Source organism: Novosphingobium sp. FW305-C-111 (assembly GCF_058783565.1).
Genome location: NZ_JBYSYP010000004.1, coordinates 102,330 through 117,273, shown reverse-complemented (window position 1 = coordinate 117,273; position 14,944 = coordinate 102,330). Strand labels below are relative to the sequence as shown.

At 66.4% G+C, this 14,944-nt stretch carries 14 protein-coding genes; 12 read left to right on the top strand and 2 right to left on the bottom strand.

The features are described 5' to 3' along the window. Nucleotides 1-46 precede the first annotated feature (46 nt). Nucleotides 47-994 (top strand): HWE histidine kinase domain-containing protein, encoded by a 948-nt coding sequence (locus AC3WLD_RS06245; RefSeq protein ID WP_492556082.1) that lies wholly within the window; start codon nt 47-49, stop codon nt 992-994. A 2-nt stretch (nt 995-996) separates the two neighbouring features. Here the strand turns inward: AC3WLD_RS06245 and chrA are convergent, their stop codons facing one another. Next, nucleotides 997-2,178, bottom strand: coding sequence for a chromate efflux transporter (gene chrA, locus AC3WLD_RS06240; RefSeq protein WP_492556081.1), 1,182 nt, complete (start codon nt 2,176-2,178; stop codon nt 997-999). Between the two features lie 267 nt (nt 2,179-2,445). On the opposite strand from chrA, the gene AC3WLD_RS06235 reads away from it, so the two are divergent. Further along, nucleotides 2,446-3,531 carry an acyltransferase family protein gene (locus tag AC3WLD_RS06235; RefSeq protein WP_492556080.1) on the top strand — a complete coding sequence of 362 codons (1,086 nt, stop codon included), beginning with the start codon at nt 2,446-2,448 and terminating at the stop codon, nt 3,529-3,531. Between the two features lie 69 nt (nt 3,532-3,600). After that, nucleotides 3,601-4,602, top strand: coding sequence for an acyltransferase family protein (locus AC3WLD_RS06230; RefSeq protein ID WP_492556079.1), 1,002 nt, complete (start codon nt 3,601-3,603; stop codon nt 4,600-4,602). 28 nt (nt 4,603-4,630) lie between these two features. Here the strand turns inward: AC3WLD_RS06230 and AC3WLD_RS06225 are convergent, their stop codons facing one another. Continuing rightward, nucleotides 4,631-5,947 (bottom strand): MFS transporter, encoded by a 1,317-nt coding sequence (locus AC3WLD_RS06225; protein WP_492556078.1) that lies wholly within the window; start codon nt 5,945-5,947, stop codon nt 4,631-4,633. 171 nt (nt 5,948-6,118) lie between these two features. Between AC3WLD_RS06225 and rplO the strand changes: the two genes are divergently transcribed. The 9 genes from rplO to rplQ all read left to right on the top strand — a co-directional run bounded on the left by rplO (nt 6,119) and on the right by rplQ (nt 14,875). After that, nucleotides 6,119-6,646 carry a 50S ribosomal protein L15 gene (gene rplO, locus AC3WLD_RS06220; protein ID WP_492556077.1) on the top strand — a complete coding sequence of 176 codons (528 nt, stop codon included), beginning with the start codon at nt 6,119-6,121 and terminating at the stop codon, nt 6,644-6,646. 142 nt (nt 6,647-6,788) lie between these two features. After that, on the top strand, nt 6,789-8,156 hold the full coding sequence (secY, locus tag AC3WLD_RS06215; RefSeq protein WP_492556076.1) for a preprotein translocase subunit SecY: 1,368 nt from the start codon (nt 6,789-6,791) through the stop codon (nt 8,154-8,156). Between the two features lie 30 nt (nt 8,157-8,186). Next, on the top strand, nt 8,187-8,834 hold the full coding sequence (locus AC3WLD_RS06210; RefSeq protein WP_492556075.1) for an adenylate kinase: 648 nt from the start codon (nt 8,187-8,189) through the stop codon (nt 8,832-8,834). Nucleotides 8,835-9,065: 231 nt separating this feature from the next. Next, nucleotides 9,066-10,253 carry an SRPBCC family protein gene (locus AC3WLD_RS06205; protein WP_492556074.1) on the top strand — a complete coding sequence of 396 codons (1,188 nt, stop codon included), beginning with the start codon at nt 9,066-9,068 and terminating at the stop codon, nt 10,251-10,253. Nucleotides 10,254-10,425: 172 nt separating this feature from the next. Beyond that, the gene (gdhA, locus tag AC3WLD_RS06200; protein ID WP_492556073.1) at nt 10,426-11,778 is read left to right on the top strand and encodes an NADP-specific glutamate dehydrogenase; all 1,353 of its coding nucleotides are present in this window, start codon (nt 10,426-10,428) and stop codon (nt 11,776-11,778) included. A gap of 504 nt (nt 11,779-12,282) precedes the next feature. Further along, complete coding sequence (rpsM, locus tag AC3WLD_RS06195; protein WP_492556072.1) at nt 12,283-12,651, top strand: 30S ribosomal protein S13; 369 nt, start codon at nt 12,283-12,285, stop codon at nt 12,649-12,651. A 61-nt stretch (nt 12,652-12,712) separates the two neighbouring features. Continuing rightward, nucleotides 12,713-13,102: a 30S ribosomal protein S11 gene (rpsK, locus tag AC3WLD_RS06190; protein ID WP_008065643.1), complete on the top strand. Its 390-nt coding sequence runs from the start codon at nt 12,713-12,715 to the stop codon at nt 13,100-13,102. A gap of 104 nt (nt 13,103-13,206) precedes the next feature. Continuing rightward, on the top strand, nt 13,207-14,268 hold the full coding sequence (locus AC3WLD_RS06185; protein ID WP_492556071.1) for a DNA-directed RNA polymerase subunit alpha: 1,062 nt from the start codon (nt 13,207-13,209) through the stop codon (nt 14,266-14,268). Nucleotides 14,269-14,455: 187 nt separating this feature from the next. Continuing rightward, nucleotides 14,456-14,875 (top strand): 50S ribosomal protein L17, encoded by a 420-nt coding sequence (gene rplQ / locus AC3WLD_RS06180; protein ID WP_492556070.1) that lies wholly within the window; start codon nt 14,456-14,458, stop codon nt 14,873-14,875. Nucleotides 14,876-14,944 lie beyond the last annotated feature (69 nt).

Genomic DNA, 14,944 nt, shown 5'->3' with positions numbered 1-14,944 from the left:
TCCATAACTGCAGTCAGCGGAATGGAGTGTCCGCTTGGGGTAACACATGCCGCGGGAAACGCAGCTCAGGGAAATCTTCGATGCGCTGGGCGATGGCCTGTTCATAGCGGACAGCGCCGGACGCTACATCGACGCCAATCGCGCCGGCTGCGAGATGATGGGTTACACCATCGACGAGCTGTGCGAGCTGGACTTGCCCGATGTCCTCGATCCCTCGGAGCGAGACAAGCTTCCGGCGACGATCGCGGGCTATGCCGACGGCAAGGTCACGCTCAGCGAGTGGCTGTTCCGCCGCAAGGACGGCAGCACCTTCATCGGTGAACTGGTCGGCGGGCAACTACCCGACGGCCGCTTCCAGAGCATCGTGCGCGACATTACCGAGCGCCGCCGCCGCGAGCAGCGCGAGGAGTGGCTCAAGCGCGAAGCCTCGCACCGCGCCAAGAATGTCCTTGCTGTGGTCCAGGCCGTTGCCCGGCAGACGGCTGCCAGCCGGCCCGATGCTTTCATCGAAACGCTGGAAAAGCGGATTGCCTCGCTGGCCGCGTCGCACGACCTGCTGGTTCGCAACGGGTGGGGGGAGACGGATCTCGCCGCGCTGGTCGAGGCGCAGCTTGCTCCGTTCGAGGCGCACGATCATCAGCGTCTGGACATCAGCGGAGAGCCGGTCGTGATCGGCCCCGAGGCGGCGCAGACCCTGGGCATGGTGCTTCACGAACTGGCCACCAACGCATCGAAATACGGGGCGCTCTCCATACCCGAGGGCAGCGTGGCGATATCCTGGAGGGTTCAATCCGGCGAGGACGGAGCGGCACTGACGCTGTCATGGACGGAGAGAGGCGGTCCCCCGGTTGCCGCGCCCGCGCGCACAGGGTTTGGCAGCCGCCTGGTTTCGCGCATGGCCTCGACCGCCTTGCGCGCCACCATAACGCAGGACTGGCGGCCAGAGGGCCTGGCCTTGGCTCTCGTCTGCCCGGTGGAGGCAATCCGCGGCTAGCGCTACAGCGTGACCAGGGCCCCGGTCACTCCGCCGACCAGCACCAGCAGCGGCGTGATCCACTTCTTGCGGACCTTTACCACGATCACCAGCGCCGCCGCGAACAGCGCCGTGGCGAGGATCGGGGCACTCACCTGCGCGCCCGTGGACCGGCCGAGCTGGAGCCAGGTCGCGCCGATCACGCCGACGACCGCGGCGGCCACGCCGGCGAGGAACTGGTGGAGTGCGGGGTTCTCGACGATCGCCTCGAGCCGCTCGTAAAGCACCAGCGAGAACCCGAATGCGGGCAGGAACATCCCGAGCGTGATCGCCACCGCGCCTTCGAAACCTCCGGCGAGGTACCCGGCGAAGGTCGCGAAGATCACCAGCGGCGCGGGCAGGGTGCCGGCGAGCGCCACCCCGTCGAGGAAGTTGCCGTCCGACAGCCAGCCGCGTCCGACCGTGTCGGCACGGACATAGGGGATCGCGGTATAGGCCCCGCCGAACGTCAGCAGCCCGCCTTTGAGCCCGGCCACGAACAGGGCGAGCAACGTCGGGGCGGTGTGCTCCAGCGCGGGAACACCCGTTATCGCGGGCGGCGTGGTCAGCGCCCACGCCAGCGCGACCGCCACCGCCAGCGCGAGTGCGGCGAGCGCCTTGCGCCCCGCCAGCGCGCTTACGAGGCCGCCGCCGACCAGCGGGATCCAGAAGGGCACGCCCAGCAGCGTCGCGGCGAAGCCCGATCCGGCTACCAGCCACAGCAACCGGTTCTCCAGCGCGTGCTTCCCGATTCGCCAGACGGCACTGAGGATCACCGCGAGGACCACGACCTGCACGCCCAGCATCACGCCCGCGGCGAGCGGCATCCCGATCCATTCACGGTAAAGCCAGCCCGCGAGCAGCATCAGCACAAACCCCGGCAGCATGAAGCCGAGCCCCGCCAGCAGCCCGCCGATCCGCCCGCGCGCCATCATCCCCATGTGGACGCACAACTCGTGCGCTTCGGGCCCGGGCAGCGCCTGCATCACCGCAAGCAGGCGGTTGAACCGGGCCGGGGAGACCCAGCGCTCCTCCTCGACCAGCGCGTGGCGGATCATCCCGATCTGCGCGACCGGCCCGCCGAATGCGAGGCAGCCGAAGCGCAGGAACTTCGCGAACAGGGCGGGGAGGGAGAGGTGGGGTGTGCGGAATTCTTCGGTCGTCATAAACAAGCGCGCTCCTCCCGCGCGGGGGCGGGTGATGGAGCGGACCTTGGGTGGCCGAAGCAACCTGACCGGGCGTCCGCAGGGCCCGGTATCAAAAGCATAGCGGGGAGAGTCGGGCCGGGGAAGGGCATTTTTGCGTCAGATAACGAGCACGCAGATGGGTGCCTATCAGTAGATATGTGGACATTTGTGGAATTTACCGCAGCGCAGCACCGTCTGGTCGCTTACCCAATTGCCTATCGAAAGTTAAGCCATCTCTGTCCTCGGGTGGCCCGCCAGTATGCTCCGCTGATCGATATCGTCCGTTGCGGTGCTGCGCTTTCGGTTGCGCTGTTCCACCTCGGCGCCACCTGGCCGCACTCGAGCCGGCCTCTGCTCGAGCAGTTGTCCTATCCCGGTCCGCAATCGGGCAACCCCTGGTTCCACGCCGGTTTCATCGGGGTCGAGGTTTTCTTCGTCATCAGCGGCTATGTGATCGCGGGCTCCGCGGTTGGACGGAACGCACGCGACTTTGCCATCGGCCGGGCGCTACGCCTGCTGCCGCTGCTATGGCTCTCGGTGGTCATCGGGCTGGTGGTCTTTGCCTTGGCGGGCGTGCCGCTAGGCGACCTTGTGAAGCGTGCGGCAGGAAGCGCGTTCCTCGTTCCGGGAGGGCCTTATCTCGACGACGTGGTCTGGACACTCGTGGTAGAGGTCATGTTCTACGCCGCAGTGGGAGCCTTGCTGCTCGTCACTGGCCCGCGCATCGCCCAGGCGTTGCCGGTGCTGGCGCTGGGCCTTGCCCTGGCCAGCCTCCTCAATCTCTCTGCCGAGCTGGCGGGCTTCCGTTTCGGCAATCTCCTGCCGCAATTGCTGCTGCTGCGCCACGGCGGGTTCTTCGCGCTCGGCATCCTGATATGGAGCGTCACCGCGCAAGGAAAGCGGCCGGGCTTCGCCATGGTTCTCGCACTGGCCAGTTGCCTGCTGGAGATCGTCCAGATCATGGGCACCCGCAATGCAGACGCCGGAACCGATTACGGAGTGGCCGTACCCGCGCTGCTTTGGGCGGCGGCAGTGGGAGTCATCTGGTACGGCGCCGCGAATCCCAGGGACCGCGCGGCACGCTGGGTCCGCACGGCGGGGTTGATGACGTATCCGATCTACCTGCTCCACCAGACGGTGGCCGGCGGGCTTGCTGCGCAACTGGCGGCAGCGGGCGTGCCGCTGGTTCTGGCCGCGTCGCTGGGCATGGCGCTGCTGCTCGCGCTTTGCTGGGTGCTGGTCGAACGTGTCGAACCCTGGGTGCGGCCGCTGTTCCAGCGCGGGCTGGAGCGGATTGTTCCCGGCCGGAGAGCAGTTCTCGCGCGCACTTGAATGCATCCCGCAACGCGAGTGGGCAAGATCAACTTGCCAGCCCGTGGTCCAATGCGCCATGCGGCGCCCATGCAGCACGCGACCCGGCATTACGTGACCCTTGACGCCATGCGGGGCATTGCCGCGCTCAACGTCACGTTTCTCCACGCGCGGGCGATGCTGCTGGGGGGCGGGGAAGACCATCTGGGGCTGGCGCTCAGCGTCGATTTCTTCTTCGTTTTGTCAGGTTTCGTGGTCGCTCACGCCTATGGCGGGAAACTTCGTGGCGGCATGGGCGTCGGAGACTATCTGGCGAGGCGCGTCATCCGTCTTTATCCCCTGGCCATCATCGGAACGACGCTGGGGCTGCTGGCCGCGCTGATTGCGGGCATCGGTGCCCCGCTCGCCAATTATGCGTTCAACGTGTTGGCCCTGCCGTCGCCGTTCACCGGCGGCACCGGTGCATTCCCGATCAACCCGCCGCTGTGGTCCTTGTTTATCGAGCTGATCCTGTCGGTGCTTTTCCTGGGACTGTTCCGCTTGCCGGTCGGCGGCCTGGTTGTGGTTGCCGGCGTTTCGCTGGCCTTGTTTGCGATCTCTTACCTCACGGTGGGCGCATACCCCATGATCGGCCGCAACCCGTGGTCGCTGATCGGGGTGCTGGCCCGAGGGATCGGCCCGTTCGCTTGCGGCATGATCATCCAGCGCTTCGCGCACGCGCCGGGCCTGAAGCGAGCGTTCTGGCCGCTGGCCGGCCTGACCCTCCTGATCCTCGCGGCACCGATACCGATGACGATGCCGCCTGCGTTGCCTGCGGTGTACCTCCTGTTTCCACTCGTCATCCTTGCCGGGGCGCAGGTTGACGGGTTTCCGCTGGGTCGGTTTCTCGGTGAGATCTCCTATCCGCTCTATATCCTGCATTGGCCGATCCTGAAGCTTGCCGAGCTGACGATCGGGCCGGGGATGCTTGCCATGGTCGGAGGCTGCACGGCGTGCGTGGTGTTGAGCTGGCTGGTGGGCCGGCACATCGACGCGCCGGTCCGGACCATCCTGACGCGCTTCTGGCGAGGCAGGTCTTTGCGCGAGGCCTGACGGCTAGGTCCTGCGCCGCTCCTGATGCTCAATTCATCTGCGGGACCGGCTCTGCTCCCACATGCGCCCGGCCGATGCGCAGCGGGACGAGCAGGACCGTCGACAGCGCGCACAGTCCAGCCGCGAGGGCGAGGACGAACTTGAGGTTGTCGGTCCCGCCCATCCAGGCAAACAGCATCGCGCCAAACGACACCGGCAGGTTGCTGATCGAGTTGTAGAGGGTGAACTGGGTCGCGGCGACCTCGGGCCGGCAGAGCTGCATCCGCAAGGGGTTGGAGCAGACGCTCGTCAGCATGTTCAGGGCGGCGTAGACCCCGGTCGTGACGATGAAGACCGCGCCGATGGTCCAAAGCGACTGGCCGGCCAAAAGGAACAGGGCAAGCCCGCCGAACAAGGCCGTCACCAGCATCGATGCACCGCGGGCACCGAGCCGGACGGTCAGGAAGCTGCCGATCGCGATCGAGGCGATCGCCATCACCAGATCGGCGGTCGAAATCATGCTGGAGTAGCTCGCGGTGGTATAGGCGAGGAAACCGGTGGCGAGCAGTGGCCACAAGGCGGTGAGCATGCCGCCGGCTGTCCGCTGCAGGGCCGACGCGGCGATCAGGATCAGGCTGTCGCGCCCGAACAGCGCCTTCAGAGAAAGGAGCGCGACCTTGAGCAGGTTGTCGGGCTGGACCGCGCGGTTGATCTCTGAGGCCTCGCCCGCGCTCCACGGCAAGAGACGCTCGCCCGGGCGCTCACGCAGGAAAATCGCATAAAGCGTGATCGCGGCAATGACCGGGAGGAACGCGAAAAACGCGGTCTCGCTGCCCCAGGTCTGCAGGGCATAGCCGCTCGCGGCGCCCGCGATCGCGCGTCCCACCGTTTGCCCGCCGAACATGAACGAACTGGCCGGGCCTTGCTCGATCTCCGGGATGATGTCGACCGCGAGGCCGTCGACCGCCACGTCCTGGATCGCCGCGCCCGCGCCGATCAGGAACACCACCTGGACCAGAAGCTCGATGTCGTCCGGATCGGGGGCGGCAAAGGCGGCGAGGGCAAAGCCGGCCATCATCAGGCCCTGCGCGAGGATGAGCCATGCCCGCCGCCGGCCCATCGGCAGATAGGAATAGCGGTCCATCAGGGCCGCGGGGATGAACTTGAAGCTCCACGGCAGGTAGGCGGTGGCGACGAGCGCCGCGACGTCTTCCGCCCGGCCGCCGTTTGCAGCGACCCACGCGGGAAGGGCTATGACCGAAATGCCGACCGGTAGGCCCTGGCCGAAGTAGAGGAGGAAGAAGCTGAACAGCCGCACCGTGCGGCTTTCCGAAAGTACGAGCCCGCCCGCGCCTGCCTGTGCCATCACCTGACCCCGTCTGATGCCCCCGATAGCGATGCTACGCAGATATTGGACAGGCTGGCAAACCTTCCCGGTTTCCGGGCCCGGAAATGCGGGGGTGACAAAGCGGGCCTGCGCCGCTAAGGGCCCGCACTTCCATCAACGCGCGACAAAAGCGAAAGCGAGTGCACGATCATGACCAAGCTCAACGAACTTCGTGACAACAATGGCGCCCGCAAGGGCCGGATGCGGGTCGGCCGCGGTATCGGCTCGGGCAAGGGCAAGACCGCCGGGCGCGGCCAGAAGGGTGCCAAGGCGCGTTCGGGCGTCTCGGTCAACGGGTTCGAAGGCGGCCAGATGCCGCTCCACATGCGCATCCCGAAGCGCGGCTTCAACAACATCTTCGCCAAGGACTATGCCGAGGTGAACCTGGGCATGATCCAGAAGTTCATCGACGCCGGCAAGCTCGACGCGGGCAAGACCATCGACCATGACGCGCTCAAGGCCGCCGGCCTCGGCCGTGGCGGCAAGGACGGCGTGCGCCTGCTCGGCAAGGGTGCGTTCACGGCCAAGGCGACCTTCAAGGTCGCCGGCGTTTCGGCCGGTGCCAAGGCCGCGGTGGAAGCCGCCGGTGGTTCGGTCGAGCTTCCCGAGGCCGGTCCGAGCGAACACGAGAAGAAGACCGCTCGCCGCGAGGCGAACAAGGCCGCCAAGGCCAAGTAAGGAAACGGCCCCCGCGACGAAAGTCGCGGGGATTTCCACGCCGTGGGGGTTCGACATCCCTGCGGCGTCCCTATATGGGGCTTTCCTGAAAGCCGGTGGCCTGCAAGACGGCCCGGCACCCAAGCAAGGCTGACATCCCGTCATGGCATCACGCGCCGACAATATCGCGAGCAACCTCAACCTCGCGAACTTCTCCAAGGCGACCGAGCTGAAGAACCGCATCTGGTTCACGATCGGCGCGCTGATCGTCTTCCGGTTCCTGAGCTTCGTGCCGCTGCCGGGCGTCAATCCGCTGATCCTGCAGTCGCTCTACGCCCAGACCAAGGGCGGGATCCTCGACCTGTTCAACGCCTTCTCGGGCGGCAGCCTCGAGCGCATGAGCCTGATCGCGCTCGGCGTGATGCCCTACATCACCGCCTCGATCGTCGTGCAGCTCGCCGCCTCGCTCCACCCGGCGCTCGCGTCGCTGAAGAAGGAAGGCGAAAGCGGGCGCAAGAAGCTCAACCAGTACACCCGCTACGGCGCCGTCGCGCTGACCGCGCTGCAGGGCTGGTTCCTCGCCTCGGGCCTCGAGGCCTATGGCGCGTCGAGCGGTCTCCAGGCGGTGGTCAACCCCGGCATGCTGTTCCGCGTCGGCGCGGTCATCTCGCTCATCGGCGGGACCATGTTCCTGCTGTGGCTCGGCGAGCAGATCACCAGCCGCGGCATCGGCAACGGCGTGTCGCTGATCATCATGGCCGGCATCGTCGCGCAGATGCCGACGTTCATCGCCAACCTGTTCGAAGGCGGCCGCACCGGCTCGATCAGCCCGTTCGTCATCGTCGGCATGGTGCTGCTCGTCGTCGTGCTGGTCCTGATCATCTGCTTCTTCGAGCGCGCGCAGCGACGGCTGTTGATCCAGTATCCCAAGCGCGCCACGCAGCGCGGGATGATGCAGGCGGACCGCAGCCACCTTCCGCTCAAGATCAACACCGCCGGCGTGATCCCGCCGATCTTCGCCAGCTCGCTGCTGCTGCTGCCGCTGACCATCACCCAGTTTGCGGGCAACTCGGTTTCGCCCGACAGCACGATGGGCAACGTGATCGTGACGCTCAACCAGTACCTCGGCCACGGCAAGCCGCTGTACATGGCGCTCTATGCGGCGGGGATCATCTTCTTCTGCTTCTTCTACACCGCGGTTGTCTTCAACCCGGAAGAGACGGCGGACAACCTCAAGCGGAACGGCGGGTTCATCCCCGGCATCCGCCCGGGCAAGAACACGGCGACATACCTCGACTACGTCCTGACCCGCATCACCGTGATCGGCGCGGCCTATATCACGCTGGTCTGCGTCGTGCCCGAATGGGTCATCGCCGAGACGGGCATGAAGCTGTTCTTCGCCGGCGGCACCAGCTTGCTGATCGTGGTCAACGTGACCGTCGACACCATCACCCAGATCCAGTCGCACCTGCTGGCGCACCAGTACGGCGACCTGATCAAGAAGGCCAAACTCAAGGGGCGGCTGCGCTAAGCGCAGCGCCGCAGGGAAGGGGACCCCCGCGTGAATATCATCCTCCTCGGACCGCCGGGCGCCGGCAAGGGCACCCAGGCGCAGCGCCTGGTCGACAAGTTCGGCATGAAGCAGCTGTCGACCGGTGACATGCTCCGCGCCGCGGTCAAGGCCGGCACGCCGGTCGGGCTCCAGGCCAAGGCAGTGATGGACGCGGGGGGGCTGGTGTCGGACGAGATCGTCTCGGCGCTGATCGGCGACGAGCTCGACGCGATGCCCGCCAGCCAGGGCGCGATCTTCGACGGCTATCCGCGCACCGCGCCCCAGGCCCATTCGCTCGACGGCATCCTCGAGAGCCGCGGGCGCACGCTTGCCCACGTGATCGAGCTGGCCGTCGATGAAGACGCGCTGGTCGAGCGCATCACCGGCCGCTTCACCTGCGCGAGCTGCGGCAAGGGCTACCACGACAAGTTCGAGCAGCCCAAGGTTGCCGGCACCTGCGACAAGTGCGGCGGGCACGAGTTCAAGCGCCGTCCCGACGACAACGAGGAAACCGTGCGCACGCGCATGGCCGAATACCGCGCCAAGACCGCGCCGATCCTGCCGATCTACGAAGCACGCGGCATCGTCGCCCGTGTCGACGGCATGGCCGACATGGACGCGGTGACCGCCCAGATCGAGGCGATCCTCAAGAGCTGAGGCGGACCGGCGCGGGCGGGAACTCACTGCTTCAAGCGCTGCGCTATGCCGCTCTGGGCACCCGCCTCCGCGGGTGCGCGCCTGCTTTCAATTCAAACCCCCGGGCGTCCCGGCGCAGGCGGGGACCCAGTGGTTTTGGCTTTGCGTTCGCCTGTTGCGCGACGCCACCGCAGCGTTGCCACCGCCCCGGCGCATGGTAAGGATGCCGCTTCCCCGATCGGAGCCCCATCGATGCGCCACGTCCTGCCCGCCCTTGCCGCCGCATTGATCCTCGCCGCACCGGCCCGCGCCGATGTCGTGCAGAAGAGCGAGGGCGGCTTCGTCAGCCGCAACACGGTCGAGGTCGCCGCCAGCCCCGAAGCGGTCTGGTCCGCGCTGGTCCAGCCGAAGGAGTGGTGGAACAAGGCCCACACCTATTCGGGCGACGCCGCCAACCTCACCATCGATACGGTTGCCGGCGGCTGCTTCTGCGAGGCGATCCCGGTGGTGAAGGGCGCGCCGGTGTGGCAGCGCCCCGGCGCGGTCGAGCACATGCGGGTAATCAACGTGATGCCCGGCGAGGTCCTGCGGATGACCGGCGCGCTCGGCCCGCTCCAGTCGGAGGCGGTCAAAGGCGTGCTGACGATCACGCTCAAGAAGACCGAAAAGGGCACCCGCGTGCTCTTCGAATACGTGGTCGGCGGATACATGCGCTACCCGGTCGACCAGATCAGCGTGGCGGTCGACAAGGTCATGCTCGAGCAGATCGGGCGGCTTGCGCTGAAGGTCGATCCCGCCGCGACCGGGCGCGGCACGCTGGCGGGCCCTCCTGCACCGGCAAGGCCCGCCGGTCCCCCGGTCCCCGCCGACATTAAGCCCGCGCCCAAGGCGGAGCCGGACCCCGCTCTTCTGAAGGATGCGCCGAAGCTCGAGGCGAAGCCCGCTCCTGCGGCAGCACCCGCCGCGCCGCTTGCCAAGCCGGAACCGAAGCCAGCACCGAAATTCGTCCCGGCACCGCTCGAACCGGTGGCGATCCCCCCGGCCGGCTCGCCGCTCGAGGCCGAGGAAAAGGCCAAGGGTGCCGAGGCCGCGGCCGCGCTCGACGCGTTGACCGCGCCGAAGGCTCCCGCCGCCGCGCCTAAGGCTGCTCCCGCCCCCGCAAAGGCCGAACCGCCGATGCCGATCCCGATGGCCTATGCGACGCGAACCCTGCTGCTGCTGGATCCGGCCAAGCCGAACGAGTGGGTGGACGAGGCGCGCAAGCCCGTCCTGCTCGCCTTCCTCGGCGGCGCGGAAGCGAAGCTCTCGGCTCAGCTCGCCGCCGCCAGCGAACCGGACAACAAGGGCAAGGCGGCGATCTGCTCCTGCACCGGGCGGTTGGAGACCCGCGAGGGCAAGGAGACGTTCGTCGTCCTCGACGGGACCGTCACCTTCCGCTGACGGCGTGCGCGGGCGCACTGTCGCGCCGTGAAAAAGGCGCTATTCTGCCACCCACAACAAAGCGCGACTCGGAACGGCCGTGGACAGGCCCGGGATACGCGACGGACGGGGCGCAATCGTGATTTTGTCACGCCGGGCTGCACATGCAGCCCCGCGCACAGGGGAGAATACCGTGGCTTTAACCGATCACGTCGACCTGCCGACCTTCATGGAGGGCGTGCGCAGGCGCAATCCCGGGCAGCCGGAATTCGCGCAAGCGGTCCAGGAAGTCGCCGAGGATATCTTCGAGTTCATCCAGGACAAGGAAGAGTACCACTCGCAGCAGATCCTGCGCCGCATTGCCGAGCCTGACCGGATCGTCTCGTTCCGCGTCTGCTGGGAAGACGACAACGGCAATATCCGCGTCCAGCGCGGCTGGCGCGTCCAGAACAACAACGCGATCGGCCCCTACAAGGGCGGCATCCGCTTCCACCCGTCGGTGACGGAATCGGTGCTCAAGTTCCTGGCGTTCGAGCAGACCTTCAAGAACGCGCTCACCGGCCTGCCGATGGGCGGCGGCAAGGGCGGCTCGAACTTCAACCCGAAGGGCAAGTCGACGCGCGAGATCATGCGCTTCTGCCAGTCGTTCATGACCGAGCTGTACCGCCACATCGGCGCCGACATCGACGTCCCCGCAGGCGACATCGGCGTGGGCGGGCGCGAGATCGGCTACATGTTCGGCCAGTACAAGCGCATCACCAACGAGTTCACCGGCGTGCTCACCGGCAAGGGTCTCGAATGGGGCGGCTCGCTGATCCGCACCGAGGCGACCGGTTACGGCGCGGTCTACTTCATGGAGAACATGCTGGCGACCCGCGGCGACGGGGTGAAGGGCAAGACCGCCGTCATTTCGGGCTCGGGCAACGTCGCCACGCACGCAGCGGAGAAGATCACCCAGCTTGGCGGCAAGGTGCTCACCCTGTCGGACTCGGGCGGCTTCATCCACGATCCCGACGGGATCGACCAGGAGAAGATCGACTACGTCAAGCACCTCAAGAACGTGAAGCGCGGGCGCATCCAGGAATACGTGACCAAGTATCCGGGCGCGAGCTTCGTCGAGGGCAAGACCCCGTGGGGCGTCAAGTGCGACCTCGCGCTGCCCTGCGCGACGCAGAACGAACTGCTTGGCGACGATGCCCGCACCCTCGTCGCCAATGGGGTGATCGCGGTTTCGGAAGGCGCCAACATGCCGACCGACCTCGACGGCGTCCACGTCTTCAAGGCCGCCAAGATCCTCTACGCCCCGGGCAAGGCTTCGAACGCTGGCGGCGTCGCGGTCTCCGGCCTCGAAATGTCCCAGAACTCCGGCCGCCGCTCGTGGTCGGAAGCCGAGCTGCAGCAGCTGCTTAAGGACATCATGGCCGGCATCCACAAGTCTTGCGAAACCTACGGCAAGCAGGGCGACTACATTGACTACGTGAAGGGCGCGAACATCGCCGGCTTCAAGAAGGTCGCCGACGCGATGCTGGCGTTCGGCGTGGTGTGATTTTTACGCTGAGTGTTGGGTAAGGAAAGGGGCGTCTCCGGGAGGGGGCGCCCCTTTCCCTTTTGGAAATTCGCTGTCCTACAAGCGACCGACCTGCCACACCCGGAGCGCTCTTTCGCATCGTCAATCCGCCCTCCTGCAGTCTCAAGGGGAGGGTGCGTCCTCCTCCTCTGGACACTGTCAACTTCGTCAACTTGTTCAGCTGCGGGCGCGCAACGCTGGCAATGCGCCATGCCGCCCCGGCACCTTCCGCCCTTTGACCTCCACCCCAAATTCCGCTATGCAGACCCCAGCGCCACCCAGCCGCGCGGATTGCGGCAGGTCCTGCATATTTGCGGGCCGCTGGCTGTTGACGCATCTTTCGAAAACGCCTAAGCGCCCCTTTCACTCGAAACAGGCGGTCGATTCCGGCAGGCTTTGCAGCCCTCGGTTTTTTCGCGTTTTTCGTGTGTTCGCTATGAGATGGGGACCGCGCCAGCCGTCCCTGTGGAGCAGGAGAATCAAGTGGCTCGTATTGCCGGGGTCAACATCCCCACCAACAAGCGCGTGATCATCGCGCTGACCTACATTCACGGTATCGGCCCCAAGTCGGCCAAGGATATCGCCGACAAGCTGGGTATCGAACACACCCGCCGCGTGTCGGACCTCTCGGACCAGGAAGTCCTCCACATCCGCGAGGCGATCGACTCCGAATACACCGTCGAGGGCGATCTTCGCCGCAACACGGCGATGAACATCAAGCGTTTGATGGACCTCGCCTGCTACCGCGGCCTGCGTCACCGCAAGGGCCTGCCGGTTCGCGGCCAGCGCACCCACACCAACGCCCGCACCCGCAAGGGCAAGGCCAAGCCGATCGCCGGCAAGAAGAAGTAAGGCGCGCTAGCCCATCTCGGGCAGCGCCTTTTCCTTCCAGTTTCTCGACAGGATATTCGAAATGGCTCGCGAACCTCAGCGTATCAAGCGGCGGGAGCGCAAGAACATCACCAGTGGTGTCGCGCACGTCAATGCCAGCTTCAACAACACCATGATCACCATCACCGACGCCCAGGGCAATGCGATCAGCTGGTCCTCGGCCGGCATGATGGGCTTCAAGGGCAGCCGCAAGTCGACCCCGTATGCCGCGCAGGTCGCGGCCGACGATGCCGGCAAGAAGGCTGCCGAGCACGGCGTCCGCACCCTCGAAGTCGAGGTCAAGGGCCCCGGCTCGGGCCGTGAGAGCGCCCTGCGCGCCCTCCAGGCGGTCGGCTTCACCATCACTGCGATCCGTGACGTGACCCCGATCCCGCACAACGGCGTTCGTCCGTCGAAGCGGCGTCGCGTCTGATCCTGCACGGCAGGCGAGGGACGCTTCGCCTGCCCAATAATTCACCGGCTGCGGCGTCCCTCATGCCGACAGCCGGTATCCTCGCTAGACCCTAGGGGAATTCCATGACTGTCAACATCAAGAACTGGCAGGAACTGAAGAAGCCGAACTCCCTGGAGATCAAGCCCGGCAACGACGCCAAGCGCCGCGCGACCTTCGTCGCCGAACCGCTTGAGCGCGGCTTCGGCCTGACGCTGGGCAACGCGCTGCGCCGCGTGCTCCTCTCCTCGCTCCAGGGCGCGGCCGTGACCTCGATCAAGATCGAGAACGTGCTCCACGAATTCTCGTCGCTTGCCGGCGTGCGCGAAGACGTGACCGACATCGTCCTCAACGTGAAGCAGATCGCGCTGAAGATGCAGGGCGAGGGGCCGAAGCGCCTCCAGCTCTCCGCCACCGGCCCGGCCGAGGTCAAGGCCGGCGACATCGCCGTGACCGGCGACATCGAGGTCATGAACAAGGACCTGGTGATCTGCCACCTCGACGAGGGCGCCAGCTTCAACATGGAGCTGACCTGCGACACCGGAAAGGGCTATGTCCCGGCCGTGTCGAACCGTCCGGCCGACGCGCCGATCGGGCTTATCCCGGTCGACTCGCTGTACTCGCCGGTCCGCCAGGTCAGCTACAAGGTCGACAACGCCCGCATCGGCCAGGAGCTTGACTACGACAAGCTCAGCCTCTCGGTCGAAACCGACGGCACGATCACCCCGGAAGACGCCGTGGCCTATGCCGCGCGCATCCTCCAGGACCAGCTCGCGCTGTTCGTCCACTTCGAGGACGTCGTGCCGCAGGGCCACGTTCCGTCGATGGCCGGCCTTGCCGCGCATGCCCCGGAAGAGAGCGACACCAACCAGCTCAACCGCTACCTCCTCAAGAAGGTGGACGAGCTGGAACTGTCGGTCCGTTCGGCCAACTGCCTCAAGAACGACAACATCATCTACATCGGCGACCTGGTCCAGAAGACCGAGGCCGAGATGCTCCGCACGCCGAACTTCGGCCGCAAGTCGCTCAACGAGATCAAGGAAGTCCTGAGCTCGATGGGCCTGCGCCTCGGCATGGACATCCCCGGCTGGCCGCCTGAGAACATCGAGGAAATGGCCAAGAAGCTCGAACAGGAGCTGCTGGGCTAATGGAGCGGCGCCCCCGCGAAGGCGGGGGCCTCGTGCCGTTGCACGGTTCCTCTCGAACTGCCTGAGGTCCCCGCCTCCGCGGGGACTCACATGGGGTTCGCGGATAACGAATGGGGAATGGGCTGGCCCCTTAACCAGCCTGGACCGGGGTACCTGATACGGCCCCCTTACGAACGAAGGAAAGAACATGCGTCACAAGCTGGGCCAGCGGAAGCTGGGTCGTACCTCGTCGCACCGGATCGCGATGCTCCGCAACATGGCGGCCGCGCTGATCAAGCACGAGCAGATCACCACCACCACGCCGAAGGCGCGCGAACTGCGTCCCTACGTCGAAAAGCTGATCACGCTGGCCAAGAAGGGCGGCCTTTCGAACCGTCGTCTCGCCCATGCCCGCCTGCTCGACGAGACGCAGGAGCAGAAGCTGTTTTCCGTGCTGGCCGAGCGTTACGCCGGCCGCAGCGGCGGCTACACCCGCATCATCAAGGCCGGCATCCGCGCTTCGGACGCCGCCCCGATCGCTGTGATCGAGCTGGTTGACCGTGACACCTCGGCCAAGGGTCAGGACTCGGGCCCGGTGCAGGTCGAGGACGAATACGAAGACGCGTAAGCCTCTTCCCGCCTGAACCCGTTTCAGGCGATACCGATTGCAGCAGCGGCCGCGGGTGTTAAACTCGCG